Source organism: Stenotrophomonas sp. 107298_Sma (assembly GCF_056480345.1).
Genome location: NZ_CM151094.1, coordinates 3,323,213 through 3,336,903, shown reverse-complemented (window position 1 = coordinate 3,336,903; position 13,691 = coordinate 3,323,213). Strand labels below are relative to the sequence as shown.

The 13,691-nt window shown below is 64.0% G+C and carries 10 protein-coding genes; 4 read left to right on the top strand and 6 right to left on the bottom strand.

The window, feature by feature from the left end:
• Positions 1–2 precede the first annotated feature (2 nt).
• The 3 genes from ACZK2G_RS15725 to ACZK2G_RS15715 all read right to left on the bottom strand — a co-directional run bounded on the left by ACZK2G_RS15725 (position 3) and on the right by ACZK2G_RS15715 (position 8,167).
• The gene (locus ACZK2G_RS15725) at positions 3–2,036 is read right to left on the bottom strand and encodes an alpha/beta hydrolase family protein (RefSeq protein ID WP_046983577.1); all 2,034 of its coding nucleotides are present in this window, start codon (positions 2,034–2,036) and stop codon (positions 3–5) included.
• Between the two features lie 148 nt (positions 2,037–2,184).
• Positions 2,185–4,992, bottom strand: a complete 2,808-nt coding sequence (locus ACZK2G_RS15720) for a TonB-dependent receptor domain-containing protein (RefSeq protein WP_046983578.1) — start codon at positions 4,990–4,992, stop codon at positions 2,185–2,187.
• 385 nt (positions 4,993–5,377) lie between these two features.
• Positions 5,378–8,167: a TonB-dependent receptor plug domain-containing protein gene (locus ACZK2G_RS15715; RefSeq protein WP_046983579.1), complete on the bottom strand. Its 2,790-nt coding sequence runs from the start codon at positions 8,165–8,167 to the stop codon at positions 5,378–5,380.
• A 213-nt stretch (positions 8,168–8,380) separates the two neighbouring features.
• On the opposite strand from ACZK2G_RS15715, the gene apbC reads away from it, so the two are divergent.
• Both apbC and dcd read left to right on the top strand, forming a co-directional pair.
• Positions 8,381–9,235: an iron-sulfur cluster carrier protein ApbC gene (gene apbC, locus ACZK2G_RS15710; RefSeq protein ID WP_049447715.1), complete on the top strand. Its 855-nt coding sequence runs from the start codon at positions 8,381–8,383 to the stop codon at positions 9,233–9,235.
• Positions 9,236–9,314: 79 nt separating this feature from the next.
• Complete coding sequence (gene dcd, locus ACZK2G_RS15705) at positions 9,315–9,887, top strand: dCTP deaminase (protein ID WP_012511735.1); 573 nt, start codon at positions 9,315–9,317, stop codon at positions 9,885–9,887.
• A 98-nt stretch (positions 9,888–9,985) separates the two neighbouring features.
• Here the strand turns inward: dcd and ACZK2G_RS15700 are convergent, their stop codons facing one another.
• From ACZK2G_RS15700 to ACZK2G_RS15690, 3 genes are read right to left on the bottom strand one after another with little or no spacing between them, the layout of a single operon-like run.
• Positions 9,986–10,153 (bottom strand): LiaI-LiaF-like domain-containing protein, encoded by a 168-nt coding sequence (locus ACZK2G_RS15700; RefSeq protein ID WP_046983580.1) that lies wholly within the window; start codon positions 10,151–10,153, stop codon positions 9,986–9,988.
• Between the two features lie 14 nt (positions 10,154–10,167).
• Complete coding sequence (locus ACZK2G_RS15695; RefSeq protein WP_006381641.1) at positions 10,168–10,590, bottom strand: HIT domain-containing protein; 423 nt, start codon at positions 10,588–10,590, stop codon at positions 10,168–10,170.
• A complete protein-coding gene (locus tag ACZK2G_RS15690; RefSeq protein ID WP_253078232.1) occupies positions 10,587–11,258 on the bottom strand; it encodes a dienelactone hydrolase family protein in 672 nt (223 codons plus the stop codon). Before ACZK2G_RS15690 ends, ACZK2G_RS15695 begins: the two co-directional genes overlap by 4 nt.
• A 204-nt stretch (positions 11,259–11,462) precedes the next feature.
• Between ACZK2G_RS15690 and rimO the strand changes: the two genes are divergently transcribed.
• Together rimO and ACZK2G_RS15680 are read left to right on the top strand one after the other, a co-directional pair.
• Positions 11,463–12,824, top strand: coding sequence for a 30S ribosomal protein S12 methylthiotransferase RimO (gene rimO, locus ACZK2G_RS15685; RefSeq protein WP_049436796.1), 1,362 nt, complete (start codon positions 11,463–11,465; stop codon positions 12,822–12,824).
• On the top strand, positions 12,821–13,666 hold the full coding sequence (locus tag ACZK2G_RS15680) for a DUF3025 domain-containing protein (protein WP_253078231.1): 846 nt from the start codon (positions 12,821–12,823) through the stop codon (positions 13,664–13,666). The genes rimO and ACZK2G_RS15680 overlap by 4 nt, the downstream gene beginning before the upstream one ends.
• Positions 13,667–13,691 lie beyond the last annotated feature (25 nt).

Here is a 13,691-nt window from a genome sequence, read left to right as displayed (position 1 = left end):
GATCAGAGGCCGCCGGGACCGCAGTCCTTGGCGAGGAAGTCAGCCATCAGCGGCAGGGTTGCCTGGAAGTGGCTGGGGTACCACGGCATGCTGTGTGGCATGTCCGGGATAAGCTCGAACTTCGCTGGCACCTTGTCCTTGACCGCGTTGTAGAAGTTCCTGGCGTGGAAGGCCGGGGTGCGTACGTCGCGGTCGCCAACGAAGGTCAGGAGAGGAATGTTGGCCTTGGCCGTGTTCTGCATCGGGTCCATGCCCTTCACCGTCTGCCCCTGCAGGATGCGTTGCAGCCTGTTTTCGCTCCAGGAGACACCCAGCCGTGCGAGATCTGTGACGGGAGCGCCAGCGATTGCACACTGGAAGGGCGACGGGGCGCGCACGGTCGCTGCAGCTGCGGCAAAGCCGCCGTAGGAGTAACCGAAAATGGCCAAGCGATCCTTGGCGGCGATGCCCTGTTGTACAAGCCAGGCGGCGGCGTCGTCATTGTCGTCCTGCATCGACAGGCCCCACTGCTTGTCGCCGGCGAGCCAATGCTCTCGGCCAAAGCCGGTGGAACCACGGTATTGCGGGCGGATCACTGCGTAGCCGCGCGAGGTGAAGAAGGGCACCCAGCCCGAGACATCCCATCCCGTGTAGTCACGTGCCCAAGGGCCGCCATGCGGGTGCACCAGGGCCGGAAGCGGTGCATCTCCCTGTTTCCAGCCGGCGGGCAGATCGACAATCGCCGGTATCCTGCGGCCGTCGCGCGCGGTGTAAGTGACCCAGCGCTGCTCGCCGATCTGCTTGCCATCGATCCAGGGGCGTTCGCTTCCCAGGGTGGTGACCTGCTTGCGATCGCTCAGCATGCGGTAGGTCGTAGGCAGGTTGGCCGCGTTGGTAGTGAACAGGACCCGCGACAGGTCGTCGTTGTAGCCGGTGATGGCAATGTAGGTGTCCGGGTAGGCCTTCTTCAGGCCCTCGTACAGCCCCTTCATCTGCGGGTCCACATACACGGCTTCACGGCGCGGGCCCTCGAGGTAGAAGCCAAGGACCTGGTTGAAGTTGCTCGGCTTGGTGCCCAGGATCAGGCCGCCAATCGGGTACTGCGGGTGGGCCGCCAGCGGTTCGCTGTCGAAGGTGCGGGTGACCGGGTCATACAAGCGGGCCTGTACCTGCTCGGAGAACCTGTCGGTGAGCACGTACAGCTTGCCTGTCTGGTCGTCGATCCCGGCCACATCCATGGTGTAGCGATCGCTCAGGCGCGTGGTCAGCGGGTCATGCTTCTCGAACTGGCCGCTGCTCTTGTTCTTGATCAAGATCTGCTGCTCGTACTCGTTCGAGCCGGCAGGTTCGATCTGGGTGCGGGTCAACAGTTCGCCATCGCGAGGATGGAACAGGCCCGGGGTGGAACGGGCGTCGCCGCGGAACAGCAGTCCGGTCTCTCCGGTGCGCAGGTTGAACAGGTAATAGTTCGACGAAAGCGTGGATTGGTTGACCTGCGAGATGATCACCTTGTCCGGGTCCAGCGGCAGCGAATGCACCAGTGAGGCCGTGCCGGCGATCTCCAGGCAGCGTCGCGTCTGCTCGCTGATGCCAAGCTTGCGGCTGTTGTCGGCAAAGGCTTCGTCGAACTTCGTCTGGCTGCTGTCGGTCAGGTAGGCCTTGGCCAGGAAGGTCTTGGTCGAGCCCACCGAATTACCTTCGCCACAGCCGGCCAGCTGTGCGGTCAGTTCCTGGCGACCGATCACCAGGCTGCGTCCTGCTTTCAGGGCGCTGGCGGCAATGAACTTCATGCGGTCGCCGGAGGGCGTGATGGCGACCGGCCCCGCCCCCATCTTGTCCAGGTTCCAGTTGGCCAGGGCGGTGTCGCCGTTGTTGCTGCCAGGCGCAGCGATGATGGCAACCAGCTGCTTGCCGTCAGGGCTCATCGAGACCGACTGGATCGAAGGGATCCTGGCGAAGTCTTCAACCGGCAGGGGAGTGGGGGCGGCCATGGCCTGACTGGCGGCGAGCGCCAGGACAGCGACCAGTGCGGCAGGGGTCACAGCGGGGTGGTTCATCTTCGGGACGTCCTTGGCGTTGATCCATCAAGATGACCTGAAGATGAACGAGTGCCCGCGGTCCGTCAACTCTGTGTGAATTCTCAGTTCCGCCCGGCCCAATGGGCGCCCCGCCAAGGCGGGGCGCCCACAAGCGTGGTCGGCTTGCTTACTTGCCGCCGAACTCGTACTTGGCCTGCACATAGATCGCACGCCCGTAGGCGTTGTACAGGTAGTTGTTGTACGGCTGGCCGCTGGTGCCGGCGAAGCTGAAGCGCTGGTTGTCCGGCATCTTGTTGAACACGTTGTTGACCATCAGCGACAGGGTCAGGTTGTCCAGCGCACGGTAGTTCACGCTCAGGTTGTAAGTGGTGTAGGAGCCCCACTTGCCTGCCTTGTAGCCGGAGCTGTGGACGTAGTCGTAGCCATTGCCCACATACGCCATGTAGTTCGGCGTCTTGCCGATGTAGTTGGCGTACAGGGTGGTGGTCCACTTGTCCTTGGCCCAGCCGACTGAACCATCGGCACGCACCTTGGCGTACGAGTCGTACACCCACATCGCGTACGGGTCACGCAGCAGGTCCAGGAACTCATCGCCCGGCTGCGGCTGCAGTTCGCGCTTGAGCATGTCGGTGTAGTTGCCCGAGAACTGAAGCGAACCGAAGCGGCCCATGTCGTGCACGTACTTGAAGCTGGCGGTCAGCGCTTCCAGGTTCTGGCGGGCGACGTTCATCTTCGGGGTGTAGATCTCGTCCAACACGCCGGACGCATCGCGGGTGATCCAGTCGTTGACGTTCTGGCAGCTGGCCGAGGTGTTGTTGGCCTGGCCGCCACGGCAGTAGTACTCGGCCAGCAGCAGCTGGTCGGAGCTGAGCGTATCGACCTCGTTCTTGATCTTCCAGTTGTAGTAGTCCACCGACAGCGACAGGTTGTTGATCGGTGCCCACACAACACCTGCATTCCAGACGTCGGCGGTGATCGGTTCCAGGTCCGGATTGCCGGCGCGGGTGCCGAACACCGAGACGCTGTCATACGGACAGCCGGTGGTATTGGCCGGGTCGTAGCCCAACTGGCCGCAACGGTAGTAGTCGGTGGAGCCGTTGGCGTAGTAGCCGCTACGGCCCTGGAATGCGTCGGACAGGGTCGGAGCGCGGAACGCCGTGCCGTACTTGCCGCGGAACAGCAGGCTTTCGATCGGACGGAACTCGATGCCGATGCTGTAGGTGGACTTGTCGACGGTGTTGCTGCCGATCTTGAAGGCGTCGTAGCGGCCGGAGCCGGTGACGGTCAGCGTGTCATGCAGCGGCAGGCGCAGTTCACCGGTCACTGCGTAGTTGCTGCGGTGGCCGGCACCGGAAACCGCCGTGGTGCCCCACACGCTGCCATCCATCAGGCCCGGATCAGGGCTGTAGTCCCAGCCTTCGCTGCCGCCTTCAACGACCACGGCCAGGCCGGCGTCGCCACCCGGCAGCTTGAACAGCGAACCGTTGGTGACCTGCGCACGGGCCAGGTTCTGCCAGGTACGGCTTTCGCTGTAGCTGTAACCGGTGAAGCTCTGGAAGTCGCCAGACGGCAAGGGTGAGTAGAACGCTTCCCAGTTCGGGCTGTAGATGTCGTAGCCGGTGCTGGTGGTGCCCAGTACCGGACCCAGCACGCGCTGCTCGAAGTAGTCGTTGATCGGGTCGTTCCAACGCACGAAATTGCGCTCGGTCAGCTTGTACTCGCCGCGGGTGAAGCTGAGGCTGTAGTCCCAGTTGCCGGCCGTGCCGCGCCCGCCCAGCGTTACCTGGTAGGCCTTGTTGCGGTCGGTGTTCATGATGTCGCGGTAGCCGCCGCCGCCGATGTCCTCCGGAGCGAACACGCGCTGCAGGTTCATGTACTGGCCACTGGCCTGGTCGTAGAAACGGCCCCAACCGGACGAGGTGCCCCACCAGGTGTAGCCGGAACCCGTCGCGTACTTGACCTCTTCCAGGCTGTACAGCGCATCGCCGAACAGCTGGAAGTTGTCATTCACGTCGAAGGTGGCAGAGCTGTAGATCTGCGCGCTTTCCTTGCCGTTCTTGATGGTCTTGTAGCCGGTGCCATAGGTCGAGCCACATGCCTGGCCGGTGGGCCGGGTGCCGAGCACGGTGGTGCCATCGAACTGCCCGGCCACATTGGCGCACAGGTTCGGGTCCATCATGGCGTAGGCGTTGTTGGCAGCCGGCAGCAGCACCAGGAAGTCGTTGGAGACGTACTGCGGGCTGTAGCCGTCGGGATTGTTGACCTTGGTCAGGTCACGCTGGTAACCCCAGATCGGGCTGGTCTTTTCGTACTGCACGTTGACCAGGGCATGGAAGCGATCATCGACGCCATTGAAGCCGCGGGCGCCGCTGAGGCGGAAGCTGTTGCCGCCGCCTTCACTGTAGGCGCCGCCACGTACGTTGAGGACGCCACCATCCATGCGTTCCTTGAGGATGATGTTGACCACGCCGGCGATCGCGTCCGAACCGTAAAGGGAGGACTGGCCACCCGGCAGGATCTCGATGCGCTCGACGATGTCGATCGGAATGCCGCTGATGTTGTTGAACGTATCGCCGCCGTTGTACAGCGCCGGATACGAAAGCATCGGGCGGCCATTGATCAGGTATTTGGTATAGCCCGGGCTGAGGCCGAACATGCCGGCCGCTTCGGCGCCCTGGGTGAACGAAGCCGAAGTCTGGCCACCCTGCAGGCCGCCGGTGGACAGCGAGGACTGCTGCAGTACGTCGGCGACGCTGGTGAAGCCTCGGGTCTGGATGTCCTCGGCGGTCACGGTCAGGACCGGTGTGTGGTTCTCGATCTCGGTCTGCGGAATCAGCGAGCCGGTGACGGTGACACGGTCGAGCTGGGTCGGCGCGTTGCTGCTCTGTGCCAGGGCGGTGCCCGAGGCGAGGAGGGTGCCGAGCAGGGCGAGGGTCAGTGGGTGGCGTGGGAGTGTGGAACGATGGCGAGACATGGTGAATCCCCGTAGTGAGCAATGTCTTGGCGACCGGCGTCCTTGCCGGTTTAACAATCTGTTCAGTTGCATTCCATTCAGTTGGACCGTAACACGCGTTTAACGCGTTCAACACGCAGCCGTCATCTCGTCAAGCGGTCTTTGAGTTCAAAACAGCCCTGAAATCAATGGCTAACGACAATTGTTTTGGTGTGTTTCAAAACATGGCAATGTGCGATGGATCCTTTCGTACTGCACGCAACGCTTCTGCATCAATGGGTTGCGCTAGCTGCGACGCCGATGTCCGTTGCCTGGATCGCGGCCGCTCGACCGCCTTCTGCGAGCAAAAAAAAGGCCCCGCCGAAGCGGGGCCTGGTCCAGACACGAAGTCCGGAAAACGACGGGATCAGAAGTTGTACTTGACCTGGGCCGAGATCTGACGGCCGTAGACGCTGTAGAAGCCGTCGTTGAACGGGGTCGATTCGTTGCCCGGGTAGTTGTAGCGCTGGCCTTCCGGCAGCTTGTTGAACACGTTGTTGACCATCAGCGACAGGACCAGATCTTCCTGTGCCTGGTAGTTCATGCTCAGGTTGTACGTGGTGTACGAACCCCACTTGCCGGCCTTGGCGCCGGAGGAGTGGACATAGCCGTAGCTGCGGCCGGTGTAGGCCAGGTAGTTCGGGGTGCTGCCGACGTAGTTGGCGTACACGGTGGTGGTGAACTTGGCGATGTTCCACGCCACCGACAGATCGCCGCGGACCTTGGCGAAGTTGTCGTAGTACCACATGTTGTACGGATCGCTCAGCAGGTCGAGCTTGGCGGCACCCGGCATCGGCTGCACTTCACGCTTCAGCATGTTGGTGTAGTTGCCGGAGAACATCAGCGAGCCGAAGCGGCCGATATCCTGCTGGTACTTGGCCGCCACGGTCACCGCTTCCAGGTTCTGGCTGGCAACGTTGAGCTTCGGCGTGTACACGCGGGTCAGGTTGCCACCGGCATCGCGGGACACCCAGTTGGTCACGTCACCGCAGCTGGCCGAGGTGTTGTTCGGCAGGCCGTTGTGGCACTGGTACTCGGCCAGCAGCAGCTGGTCGCTGCTGAGAGTCTTGACCTCGTTCTTGATCTTCCAGTTGTAGTAGTCGGCCGACAGCGAGAAGTTGCTGACCGGGGCCCACACCACACCTGCGCTCCACACATCGGCGGTGATCGGCTTCAGGTCCGGGTTGCCGGACTTTTCGCTGTACACCGAGGTGTTCTTGTAGAACGAGCAGGCCTCATCACGCAGGCCATAGCCCAGCTGGCTGCAGCGGTAGTAATCGTTCTGGCCGGACGAGTACGAACCGCTCATGCCCTGGAAGGCATCGGACAGGGTCGGTGCGCGGAAGGCGGTACCGTACTTGCCGCGCAGCAGCAGGCTCTCGATCGGACGGAATTCCAGGCCGATGCTGTAGGTGGCCTTGTCGACGGTCTTGTCGGCGATCTTGAAGGCGTCATAGCGGCCCGACGCGCTGACGGTCAGCTTGTCGTGCAGCGGCATGCGCAGCTCGCTGGTGACCGCGTAGTTGCTGCGGTGGCCGGCACCGGCGACGGCGGTGGTGCCCCACACATTGCCATCGACGAATGCCTGGTCCGGCGAGTAGTCCCAACCTTCGCTGCCACCTTCCAGCACGACGGCCAGGCCGGCGTCACCGCCCGGCAGGCTGAACAGCGAGCCGTTGGTCACCTGCACGCGGCCCAGGTTCTGCCAGGTCTTGCTGCGGTGGGTACCGTAGCCGGTGAAGCTGGCGAACTGGTCCGGAGTGATCGGCGAGTAGAAGGCCGCGTAGTCCGGGTTGTAGATGCCGAAACCGCCAGCCGAGGTGCCCAGGCGCGGGCCCAGCACGGTCTGGCCGAAGAAATCTTCGATCTTGTCCTTCCAGCGCACGAAGCGGTTCTGGTCCAGGCGGTACTCGCCACGGGTGAAGCTGGCGCTGTAGTCCCAGTCGCCGACCATGCCCTTGCCGCCCAGGGTGACCTGGTAGGCACGGCTTTCGTCGGAGTTCATGATGTTGTTGTAGTGGCCCGGGCCGATTTCTTCCGGCGCGAAGGCACGCTGCAGGTTCACGACCTTGCCCAGGCCCTGGTCGTAGAAGCCGCCCATGACCGACTTGGTGCCCCACCAGAGGGCGCTGGAGCCGGAGGTGAACTCGGTCTTTTCCTTGCTGTACAGCACGTCGGCGAACAGCTGGAAGTTGTCGTTCACGTCGAAGGTCATCGACGAGTAGAACTGGCCGCTGTTCTTGCCGTTCTTCAGGGTCTTGTAGCCGGCGCTGTACACCGAACCGCAGGACTCGCCCGACGGGCGCTGGCCGACCACGGTGGTGCCGTCATACAGCCCTGCCACGTTGGCGCAACGGCTCGGGTCCATCATCAGCAGCTTGTTGTCAGCGTTGGTGATGACGGCGAAGTCGTTCGACGGAACCTGGGCGGTGTAGCCGACCGGGTTGTTCTGGCGGGTGATGTCGCGCTGGTAGCCCCAGATCGGGCTGCCATTCTCGATCTGCACGTTGAACAGTGCATGGAAGCGGTCATCGAAGGCATTGATGCCCTTGGCAGCGCTGAAGCGGATGTTGCTGCCACCGCCTTCAGTGTAGGTGCCGCCACGGAGGGTCATGGTGCCGCCGTCCATGCGCTCCTTCAGGATGATGTTGACCACACCGGCGATCGCGTCCGAGCCGTACAGCGAGGACTGGCCGCCCGGCAGCACTTCGATGCGCTCGACGATGTCGATCGGAATGCCGCTGATGTTGTTGAAGGTTTCGCTGCCGTTGTACAGCGCCGGATACGAGAGCATCGGGCGGCCGTTGATCAGGTACTTGGTGTAGCCCGGATTCAGGCCGAACATGCCGGCTGCCTCGGCGCCCTGGGTGAACGAACCCGAGGTCTGGCCGCCCTGCAGGCCGCCGGTGGTCAGCGACGACTGCTGCAGCACTTCAGCAACACTGCTGAAGCCGCGGGTCTGGATGTCTTCGGCGGTGATGGACATCACCGGGGTCTGGGTTTCAACCTGGGTCTGCGGGATCAGCGAACCGGTGACGGTGATCTTGTCCAGGTTGGTCGCCTTGTCCTGGGCCATTGCCGGAGAGGCGGCCATCAGAGCGGAAATCAGGGCGACGGCGAGCGTATTGCGACGTGCGGTGTTGCTTACGTATTTCATGTAGTTCCATTGGAGAGCAAAAACAAAATCGGCACTGCGCATGCGCCATCGTGCGCGCTGGAAAGCCAGCTTCGCAGCCCAAAACAGTGCTCTGCGAACGTAACATGAACTTAACAATCTGTGCACGAATCTGTAGCAACCCTGAATTTCAGTCAGGTTGCGTCCAGCTTGTATGATGTTGGGTTATTACCCCTGACCCCGCCGGTGCTCGTTGTGAACAGTTCTCCCCGCCGTCCCCATGCCAGCCAGGTCCAGAAGGGACTGACGCCGCATGCCCGCATCCGCAACGTGATCGCGGTCGGCTCGGGCAAGGGCGGTGTCGGCAAGTCGACCACGTCGGTCAACCTGGCCGTGGCGCTGCAACAGTTGGGCGCGCGCGTCGGCGTGCTCGATGCAGACATCTACGGCCCGAGCGTGCCGGCCATGCTGGGCCTGTCCGGTCGCCCGGAAAGCCCCGACAACAAGAGCATCGAGCCACTGCGCGCATTCGGCGTGGACACCATGTCGATCGGCTATCTGATCGAAGAGGACACGCCGATGATCTGGCGCGGTCCGATGGCCACCTCGGCGATGACCCAGCTGTTCAACGACACCCTGTGGGACGACCTGGACTTCCTGCTGATCGATCTGCCGCCGGGTACCGGTGACATCCAGCTGACCCTGACCCAGAAGATCCCGTTGGCCGGGGCGGTGATCGTCACCACGCCGCAGGACATCGCCACCCTGGATGCGAAGAAGGCGCTGAAGATGTTCGAGAAGGTCGAGGTGCCGGTGCTGGGCATCGTCGAGAACATGGCAGTGCATACCTGCAGCAACTGCGGCCATGTCGAGCACCTGTTCGGGGAGGGCGGTGGCGAGCGCATGGCCGCGCAGTACGGCGTGCCGCTGCTGGGTTCGCTGCCGCTGCAGATCGGCATCCGCGAGCAGGGCGATGCCGGGACGCCCATTACCGTCGCCCAGCCGGACTCGGTACCGGCGCAGGCCTATCGTCATGCCGCACAGCGCCTGATCGAGGAAGTGGGCAAGCGCCCGCGCGCCTCGATCCCGATCCTGTCGTCGCTGCTGTAAGGGACGGGGCAGGGGCCGGCGACGATGCCCGGCCCCCTGCTAGAATCCTCGCGCCCCCTCGTATTCCCCAGGACAAAGCATGAGCATCAAGAGTGACCGTTGGATCCGCCGCATGTCCGAGCAGCACGGCATGATCGAGCCGTTCGAGGCCGGGCAGGTCAAGCAGGCCAACGGCGAGCGCATCGTCAGCTACGGCACCTCCAGCTACGGCTATGACGTGCGCTGCTCGCGCGAGTTCAAGGTGTTCACCAACATCAACTCGACGATCGTCGATCCCAAGCATTTCGATCCGGGCAGCTTCGTCGACATCGTCGGTGACGAGTGCATCATTCCGCCGAACAGCTTCGCGCTGGCACGCACGGTCGAGTACTTCCGCATTCCGCGCGACACCCTGGTGGTGTGCCTGGGCAAGAGCACCTACGCGCGCTGCGGCATCATCGTCAACGTGACCCCGCTGGAGCCGGAATGGGAAGGCCACGTGACCCTGGAATTCAGCAACACCACGCCGCTGCCGGCGCGCATCTACGCCAACGAAGGCGTGGCGCAGATGCTGTTCTTCCAGGCCGCAGCCGATGACGTCTGCGAAACGTCGTACCGCGATCGTGGTGGCAAGTACCAGGGCCAGACCGGCGTGACCTTGCCGCGTACCTGACTGCCTGCGTCAGCGCGTATCGGTAGCGCCGGGCCATGCCCGGCGTTTCCGTTTGTGGGGCTGCGCGCTGCTTTCGCCGGGCAGGGCCCGGCGCTACCTTATTTCCCGCGACCAAACAGCATCGCGATACCGACGCCGACCAGCGCCACCGGCCACCAGGTCAGCAGCAGCTTGGACAGGTTCAGGTGGGTCCAGCCCAGGTTGCTGGCGAGCATGAACAGCCCGACCAGGATCAGCAGGACGGCGGCAACGAGGTTGAATCGCATCGGTCGGCAACGGCTCAGGACTGGGCCGGATATCCTAGCCGTTCCTTCCAGTAGGCGACATGCTGGTCCAGCGCCGCCGGCTCGTAGCGGTGCGCTGGACCGCTGCCCCAGACCGGTCCCGGCCAGGCCGGATCGCCGTCGTGGCGGCCGATCACGTGGAAGTGCAGCTGGCGCACGATGTTGCCCAGCGCGCCGATGTTGATCTTCTCCACCCCGTCGGAACCGTGCAGGGCCTTGCAGGCGCGGTTGAGCTCTGTGCGCAGCTTGTCCTGCTGCTCGCCGTCCAGCTCGATCCACTCGGTCACCCCGGCCAGGCGCGGTACCAGTACCAGCCAGGGAAATCGTTCGTCGTTCATCAGCCGCACTTGCGACAACGGTCCTTCCGCCACCAGCACGCTATCGGTGGCCAGGCGTGAATCGAGTTCGAAATCGCTCATCCAAGATGCTCCGAGAAGAAGTCCAGGGTGCGTTGCAGCGCCAGGGTGGCGCTGTCTGGATCATACGCATGTCCGACCTCCCGGTTGAAGGCGTGATCGGCCGGATAGACGTAGGTGGCCATCTGCGGCAGCTTCTGGCGATGGGCCTGGATGGCTTCCGGCGGGATGCTCTTGTCCTGGGCGCCGAAGTGGAAAATCACCGGGGCTTTTGGCGTCTCATCGAGGAACTGGACGTTGCGAGCACCGTAGTAGCTGACCGAAGGCAGGCCCAGGCGCAGTGCGGACAGCAGGGCGACGCTGCCGCCCCAGCAGTAACCGACCGTGCCGACCTTGCCGTAAGGGGCCAGCCGGGTCGCTGCGGCACGGACCACCTCCAGTGCCTTCTCCATGCCCAGAGCGGTCACCCGCTCCAGGCCCTGCTTCACGCCGTCGGCGTCGTAGGGCAGGGCGTCCGGATCGGCATCAGCGCCATCGACCAGGTCGAAGAACGACGGCGCCAGCACCGCATAGCCTTCGGCGGCAAAGCGCTCGGCCACGCTGCGGATGTGCGGGTTGGCGCCGAAGATTTCCTGCACCACCACCAGCCCGCCGCGCGGGGTGCCCTCGGGCAGGGCCTGCCAGGCGCGGACAGGGCCATGATGCGTATCCAGGGTGATCCACTCGGCCATCGTCATCTACCTCGTTGTGGGGAACCGGACTGCATTGTCGGTGCTGCGCGGGTTAGCGCGGTGTCAGCGGCTGTGCGTGATCAGGCGGCTGGCCATTCAGAGCGCGGCCGCCAACCCCGGTATACTGGCGCCCTTTCAGGCCCCGGCCCCCAGGAACCCCTGCCACGACGGCAGGGGCCCAGGCCCCCAGAGTCCCGCGATTCCATGTCCCAGCTGAACCCCAAAGTCGGCTTCGTCAGCCTTGGCTGCCCGAAGGCCCTTGTCGATTCCGAGCGCATCCTTACCCAGTTGCGGTCCGAGGGATACGACATCGTCCCGTCCTACGATTCGGCCGACGTGGTGGTGGTCAACACCTGTGGCTTCATCGATTCGGCGGTGACCGAATCGCTGGACGCCATCGGCGAGGCGATGAACCAGAACGGCAAGGTGATCGTCACCGGCTGCCTGGGCAAGCGCCCGGAACAGATCCGCGAGGCCTATCCGAACGTGCTGGCGGTGTCCGGCCCGCAGGACTACCAGAGCGTGATGGAGGCCGTGCACGAAGCGCTGCCGCCCAAGCACGACCCGTTCGTGGATCTGGTGCCTGACTACGGCATCAAGCTGACCCCGCGGCATTACGCGTACCTGAAGATTTCCGAAGGCTGCAACCACAAGTGCAGCTTCTGCATCATTCCGTCGATGCGCGGCAAGCTGGTCTCGCGCCCGGTTGATGAGGTGCTGCGTGAAGCCGAGCGCCTGGTGCGCGGCGGCGTGCGTGAGTTGCTGGTGGTGTCGCAGGACACCTCGGCCTACGGCGTGGACGTGAAGTACGCCGAGAAGATGTGGCGCGACAAGGCCTACCAGACCCGCCTGAAGGCACTGTGCGAAGGCCTGTCCGAGCTGGATGCGTGGGTGCGCATGCACTACGTCTACCCGTACCCGCACGTGGACGAGGTGGTGCCGCTGATGGCCGAGAACCGCATCCTGCCGTACCTGGACATCCCGTTCCAGCACGCCAGCCCGCGCATCCTGCGTCTGATGAAGCGCCCCGGCGCGGTCGAAAAGACCCTGGAGCGCGTGCAGAACTGGCGCCGCATCGCGCCGGACATCACCGTGCGCTCCACCTTCATCGTCGGCTTCCCGGGCGAGACCGAAGCCGAATTCGAAGAGCTGCTGTCGTTCCTGGACGAAGCGCAGCTGGACCGCGTCGGTGCGTTCGCCTACTCGCCGGTCGAAGGTGCCACCGCCAATGACCTGCCCGATGCAGTGCCGGAAGAAGTGAAGCAGGAGCGCCTGGCCCGATTCATGGAAAAGCAGGCGCAGATTTCCGCCGCACGACTGGAAGCCAAGATCGGCACCGTGCAGCAGTGCCTGGTCGACGCCATCGAAGGCGATATCGCCGTGGCCCGCTCCAAGGCCGATGCCCCGGAGATCGACGGCCTGGTGCATATCCAGAACGCCGATCAGGTGCCGCTGCGCGTGGGTGAGTTCGTCGACGTGGAAATCACCGAGAGCGACGAGCACGACCTGTACGGTGACGCGCTGCCGGCCGCCACCCGCCCGGCATTCGATCTCAAGATGCTGTGACCGCAGCGACGACCGCCGCCGGTGACGGCAGCGGTGTCCGTCGCTTCGTGCCGCCGCCGCGTGCGGCGGTCGACGCCACTGTATTCGAGCACCCGGTGTTTGCGGGGTTGAAGGACTTCCATGACCTGCTGGCTGGCCGCGAATGGCCAGCCATCGCCGATCTGGATGTGCGGCTGGGGCTGCCGGGACTGCACCTGGTCGAGCAGGATGCCACGCTGCTGGCCGACGGCCTGCACTACGAAGTGCGCATCGCACAGGGGCGCCTCGCGACCCGTGCCGACAATTGGCACGACCTGTTCAATGCGCTGGTGTGGGCACGCCATCGGCAACTCAAACATGCACTCAATGCGCGGCAGTGCATGCATATCGAGTCCATGCCGCCGGGCCAGCGCAACCGCGCGCAGGCCGCGCTGACCCAGTTCGACGAAACCGGCGTGATCGTGCGCGTGCGCAATCACGCGTTGCTGGCTGCGTGGGATGCGCACGACTGGCGCGCGTTGTTCGAACCTGCGCACTGGCAGAGCGGCGACATCGCCATCGCTGCGGTATTCGGCCATGCATTGATGGAGCAGGCGGTGCTGCCTGGACGCAGGCTGGTGGGCAAGTGCGTGGTGGTGCAGGGTGATGCCGACGCGGAGTGTGTCGATGCCGTCGCACGGGCCATCACCGTGGGCGGGGTACTGACGGATCCCTTGCAACTGCGGCCCCTGCCGCTGGCTGGCATTCCCGGCTGGTACGAGGTGCAGGATGCTGCCTTCTACGCAGATGCCGACTATTTCCGCCCGCTGCGTGCCGGCCGCGCGTATCCGGCGCCGTTGCCTGGCGGTAGAGTCGACTGTTAGTCGACTGCTCTTCCTGCAGCACCGC

What these genes read in the sequence shown, in the direction of transcription:
- ACZK2G_RS15720 (WP_046983578.1), bottom strand. Translation starts at nt 4,992, where the DNA reads ATGTCTCGCCATCGTTCCACACTCCCACGCCACCCACTGACCCTCGCC.
- rimO (WP_049436796.1), top strand. Translation starts at nt 11,463, where the DNA reads ATGTCCCAGCTGAACCCCAAAGTCGGCTTCGTCAGCCTTGGCTGCCCG.
- ACZK2G_RS15690 (WP_253078232.1), bottom strand. Translation starts at nt 11,258, where the DNA reads ATGGCCGAGTGGATCACCCTGGATACGCATCATGGCCCTGTCCGCGCC.
- dcd (WP_012511735.1), top strand. Translation starts at nt 9,315, where the DNA reads ATGAGCATCAAGAGTGACCGTTGGATCCGCCGCATGTCCGAGCAGCAC.
- ACZK2G_RS15700 (WP_046983580.1), bottom strand. Translation starts at nt 10,153, where the DNA reads ATGCGATTCAACCTCGTTGCCGCCGTCCTGCTGATCCTGGTCGGGCTG.
- ACZK2G_RS15695 (WP_006381641.1), bottom strand. Translation starts at nt 10,590, where the DNA reads ATGAGCGATTTCGAACTCGATTCACGCCTGGCCACCGATAGCGTGCTG.
- ACZK2G_RS15715 (WP_046983579.1), bottom strand. Translation starts at nt 8,167, where the DNA reads ATGAAATACGTAAGCAACACCGCACGTCGCAATACGCTCGCCGTCGCC.
- ACZK2G_RS15725 (WP_046983577.1), bottom strand. Translation starts at nt 2,036, where the DNA reads ATGAACCACCCCGCTGTGACCCCTGCCGCACTGGTCGCTGTCCTGGCG.